We start from the raw sequence: 4289 nt of genomic DNA on the forward strand, positions 1-4289 counted from the left end.
CCAGTACCTGTGCCGGCGGACTCCGGTTGCTGATGCCGGGGCCGGGCAGCCGCAGCGGGTGTCTTTTCCGGCCGACCGGCCACTTCCAGCAATGACGAAAACGATCTCCCCCGCCGGCGCGTCGGCGTTCTAGGCTCATCGGTACCGCCGCGTCGCGCCGTGCGGGGTCGGGCACCGCACGCGCACCGGAGCACCAGCGGTACTTGAGCGCCGTTTCCGGCCGGGAACGGCGCCGGGCAAGGAGGACCGCATGACCGTACGGCGAGTAATGGGCATCGAGACGGAGTACGGAATCTCCGTCCCGGGGCATCCGAACGCCAATGCCATGCTCACCTCGTCCCAGATCGTCAACGCCTACGCGGCGGCGATGCACCGGGCGCGCCGCGCCCGCTGGGACTTCGAGGAGGAGAATCCGCTGCGGGACGCCCGGGGTTTCGACCTCGCCCGCGAGGCCGCCGACTCCAGCCAGCTCACCGACGAGGACATCGGGCTGGCCAATGTGATCCTCACCAACGGCGCCCGGCTCTACGTCGACCACGCCCACCCCGAGTACAGCTCGCCCGAGGTCACCAACCCCCGGGACGCGGTGCTGTGGGACAAGGCGGGGGAGCGGATCATGGCGGCCGCCGCTGAGCGCGCCGCCCTGCTGCCCGGGGCGCAGCCCATCCACCTCTACAAGAACAACACCGACAACAAGGGCGCGTCCTACGGCACCCACGAGAACTATCTGATGAAGCGGGAGACCCCCTTCTCGGACATCGTGCGCCATCTGACGCCGTTCTTCGTCTGCCGCCAGGTGGTCACCGGCGCCGGCCGGGTCGGCATCGGCCAGGACGGCCACGAGCACGGCTTCCAGATCAGTCAGCGGGCCGACTACTTCGAGGTCGAGGTCGGTCTGGAGACCACCCTCAAGCGCCCCATCATCAACACCCGTGACGAGCCGCACTCGGATGCCGAGAAGTACCGCAGGCTCCATGTGATCATCGGCGACGCCAATCTCTCGGAGATCTCCACCTATCTCAAGCTGGGCACCACGGCACTGGTGCTCTCCATGATCGAGGACAACTTCATCGCGGTCGATCTGGCGGTGGAGCAGCCGGTGCGCACCCTGCACCGGGTCTCGCACGACCCGGATCTGAAGCGGCTGATCACACTCCGCAGCGGGCGGACACTCACCGCGGTCCAGCTCCAGATGGAGTACTACGAGCTGGCCAGGAAGTACGTCGAGGAGCGGTTCGGCGGGGACGCCGACGAGCAGACCAAGGACGTGCTCACCCGCTGGGAGGACACGCTCAACCGGCTGGAGAACGATCCGATGAGCCTCGCCGGCGAGCTGGACTGGGTGGCCAAGAAGGAGCTGATGGAGGGCTACCGCCGCCGGGACGGGCTGGACTGGGACGCCGCCCGGCTCCATCTCGTGGATCTCCAGTACGCCGACGTAAGGCCCGAGAAGGGGCTGTACAACCGGCTGGCGGCCCGCGGCCGGATGAAGCGGCTGCTGGCCGAGGAGGACGTCGTACGGGCGCAGAGCAAGCCACCGGAGGACACCAGGGCCTACTTCCGGGGCCGGTGTCTGGAGCAGTACGCGGACGACGTGGCCGCGGCGAGCTGGGATTCGGTCATCTTCGACCTCCCGGGCCGGGACTCCCTCCAGCGGGTCCCCACCCTGGAGCCGCTGCGGGGCACCCGTGCCCACGTCAAGGATCTCCTGGACCACTGCCGTACGGCGGAGGACCTGGTCAGGGTGCTCTCCGGCGGCTGAGGGCGCTTTCGGTCCCGGAGTGGCCGACGAGGGCCCGAGACGGACTGAAGCACCTGGGGCGGGGCATGATCACCGTGACCGGGGGAAGAACGGGATCACGGCGGCCGGACACCACGCGACCGGTCGGCACGGCTTCTATCGGGAATCACGAGGGCGGCCCCCGGACGTTGTCAAAAGTGCGGGGCCGTTGCCGGACGCTCCTTGTAGTGTCTGGGTAGCGTCTGATCATGACCGGACGAACTCACGTCAGGGCGAACCGAGCGGGGTGAGGGACATGGCGACCAAGGACACCGGCGGCGGGCAGCAGAAGGCCACGCGTTCCACGGAGGAGGTCGAGGAGCAGGCGCAGGACGCGCAGGCCTCCGAGGACCTGAAGGAGCGGCAGGAGAAGCTCTCGGACGACGTCGACTCGGTATTGGACGAGATCGACGACGTCCTGGAGGAGAACGCGGAGGACTTCGTGCGTTCCTTCGTGCAGAAGGGCGGGGAGTAGCCCCGTCGGCGCGGCCCGCCCGGACCGCGGGTGACGCGCGGTACGCAGTGAGCACCGAGTGACAGCGCCGGGTGTCCGCCCCCGTGCCCCCGCCCGCGAGGAAAAGCGGGCACCGGGGCGGATGACCGGTCACGGCGCGGGTAATGTCCGTGCACAGTTCGTAAGATCGGCCCGCGCTCCCGAGCCGGGCCGCCGCCTACCCGGAAGGAATCGCGTGGAAGCCAATTCACGTAACACCGGGCGTCTGCCGGCAGCCTTCCTGACGCCCGGCTCGTCGTCGTTCCTGGATTTCCTCGGCGACCACTCCCCGGAGCTGCTGCCGGGCAACCGCGCGCTGCCCGCGGTACAGGGCGCCTTCGAGGCCCCGCACGGCACCACGATCGTCGCGGTGACGTTCGAGGGCGGTGTGGTGATCGCCGGTGACCGGCGGGCCACGATGGGCAATATGATCTCCCAGCGCGATATGGAGAAGGTCTTCCCGGCCGACGAGTACTCGGCCGTGGGTATCGCGGGCACGGCGGGGCTCGCGGTGGAGATGGTCAAGCTCTTCCAGCTGGAGCTGGAGCACTTCGAGAAGGTCGAGGGCGCCCAGCTCTCCCTGGAGGGCAAGGCCAACCGCCTCTCCACCATGATCCGCGGCAATCTCGGCATGGCCATGCAGGGCCTCGCCGTGGTGCCCCTCTTCGCGGGGTACGACGTCGACCGCGAGCGCGGCCGGATCTTCTCGTACGACGTCACCGGCGGCCGCTTCGAGGAGCAGGGCTTCACCGCCACCGGCTCGGGGTCCGTCTTCGCCCGCGGCTCGCTGAAGAAGCTCTACCGCGACGACCTGACCCGGGAACAGGCCGTCACCCTGGTCGTCCAGGCGCTCTACGACGCCGCGGACGACGACTCGGCGACCGGTGGCCCCGACGTGGCGCGCCGGATCTATCCGATCGTCGTGGTCATCACCGACGAGGGTGTCCACCGCCTCACCGCCGAGGAGTCCTCGGATGTGACCCGATCGGTCGTGCAGCACCGGCTGGAACTGCCGGACGGCCCGCGCGCCGCACTCCTGTGATGCCCCCGTGCCTGACAAGACTTCTGGAAGAACTTTCGAAAGAAGGGTCGGATAGCCGGTGACGACACCGTTCTACGTCTCGCCCGCCCAGGCCATGCAGGACCGGGCGGAATACGCCCGCAAGGGCATCGCCCGGGGCCGCAGCCTCGTCGTGCTGCAGTACACCGACGGCATCGTGTTCGTCGGGGAGAATCCGTCCCGCGCGCTGCACAAATTCAGTGAGATCTACGACCGCATCGGGTTCGCCGCGGCCGGGAAGTACAACGAGTACGAGAATCTCCGGATCGGCGGGGTGCGCTATGCCGATCTGCGCGGCTACACCTACGACCGCGACGATGTGACCGCCCGGGGACTGGCGAATGTCTACGCCCAGACGCTGGGCACCATTTTTTCCAGCCAGGCGGAAAAGCCGTACGAGGTGGAATTGGTGGTCGCCGAGGTCGGCGACACCGCCGACGGCGACCAGATCTACCGGCTGCCGCACGACGGGTCGATCGTGGACGAGCACGGCTCGGTCGCGGTCGGCGGCAACGCGGAACAGATCAGCACCTATCTGGACCAGCGGCACAGCGACGGGATGTCCCTGGCGGCGGCGTTGAAACTGGCCGTCCAGGCGCTCTCCAACCAGACCAACGGCACCGACCGGGAGATCCCCGCGGACCGGCTGGAGGTCGCGGTCCTCGACCGCACCCGCCCGCAGAAGCGGAAGTTCAAGCGCATCGTGGGCCGCCAGCTGGCCCGGCTGCTGGAGCCGGAGGGGTCGTCCGGCACCGCCGAAGCGACGGCCCCGGACGGCGCCGAGGACTCCGGCGACGGCTCCGCGGGCACGGAGGAGTAGCAGTCCATGGCCCGGGGTGGGGGGGCGCCCCCCCGGGGCGGGGGGCACACCCAACGCCGACCGGATGGGGCGGGGGGGGCGCCGCGGACGCGGGCGGCCACCGGGGGGAATCCGGGGGCCGGCGAGGAACCGCGCT

4 protein-coding genes are annotated in these 4289 nt (G+C 69.4%); all 4 read left to right on the forward strand.

Features of this window, described 5'->3' with window-relative positions; all coding sequences use genetic code 11:
- Positions 1-250: 250 nt before the first annotated feature.
- The 4 genes from dop to prcA all read left to right on the forward strand — a co-directional run bounded on the left by dop (position 251) and on the right by prcA (position 4153).
- Positions 251-1762: a depupylase/deamidase Dop gene (gene dop, locus ACFXG1_RS31480; RefSeq protein WP_384719865.1), complete on the forward strand. Its 1512-nt coding sequence runs from the start codon at positions 251-253 to the stop codon at positions 1760-1762.
- A gap of 274 nt (positions 1763-2036) precedes the next feature.
- Complete coding sequence (locus ACFXG1_RS31485; RefSeq protein ID WP_011027899.1) at positions 2037-2255, forward strand: ubiquitin-like protein Pup; 219 nt, start codon at positions 2037-2039, stop codon at positions 2253-2255.
- A 214-nt stretch (positions 2256-2469) separates the two neighbouring features.
- Entirely contained in the window at positions 2470-3315 is an 846-nt protein-coding gene (gene prcB / locus ACFXG1_RS31490) for a proteasome subunit beta (protein ID WP_384719863.1), read from the forward strand.
- A gap of 58 nt (positions 3316-3373) precedes the next feature.
- Positions 3374-4153, forward strand: a complete 780-nt coding sequence (prcA, locus tag ACFXG1_RS31495; RefSeq protein WP_384745605.1) for a proteasome subunit alpha — start codon at positions 3374-3376, stop codon at positions 4151-4153.
- The last annotated feature ends 136 nt before the right edge of the window (positions 4154-4289 follow it).

It is taken from the genome of Streptomyces sp. NPDC059248 (assembly GCF_042753905.1).
Taxonomy (GTDB): Bacteria; Actinomycetota; Actinomycetes; order Streptomycetales; family Streptomycetaceae; genus Streptomyces.